The 323-nt window shown below is 33.1% G+C and carries 1 protein-coding gene; it reads left to right on the forward strand.

Going from position 1 to position 323, the window contains the following annotated elements; translation table 11 throughout:
• Nucleotides 1–323, forward strand: a 323-nt coding sequence (locus K5V21_RS19845) for an immunoglobulin-like domain-containing protein (protein WP_221862677.1), incomplete at both ends; no start/stop codon positions are given.

Consider the following 323-nt stretch of genomic DNA (forward strand, 5'->3'; position numbering starts at 1 on the left):
GAAGACGGAAATATAACAAATAAGATTAAAGTGATAGAAAACACAGTAAATGTAAACAAGCCAGGCACTTACAAAGTAGTTTATGAAGTAACAGATAGTCAAGGTGCTAAAACAATAAAGACAATAACAATAACTGTAGTAAGCAATGATAAACCGGTAATAAGCGGAGCAGATAATGTGAGCATAACAGAAGGAACAGCATTTGATCCAATGGCTGGTGTAACTGCAGTTGATACAGAAGATGGAAATATAACAAAAGATATTAAAGTTTCTGGCTCAGTAGATACAAATAAACCAGGAAAGTATGAAGTAACTTATACAGT

Origin of the sequence: Clostridium sardiniense (assembly GCF_019753795.1) — a bacterium.
GTDB classification, from domain to species: domain Bacteria; phylum Bacillota; class Clostridia; order Clostridiales; family Clostridiaceae; genus Clostridium; species Clostridium sardiniense.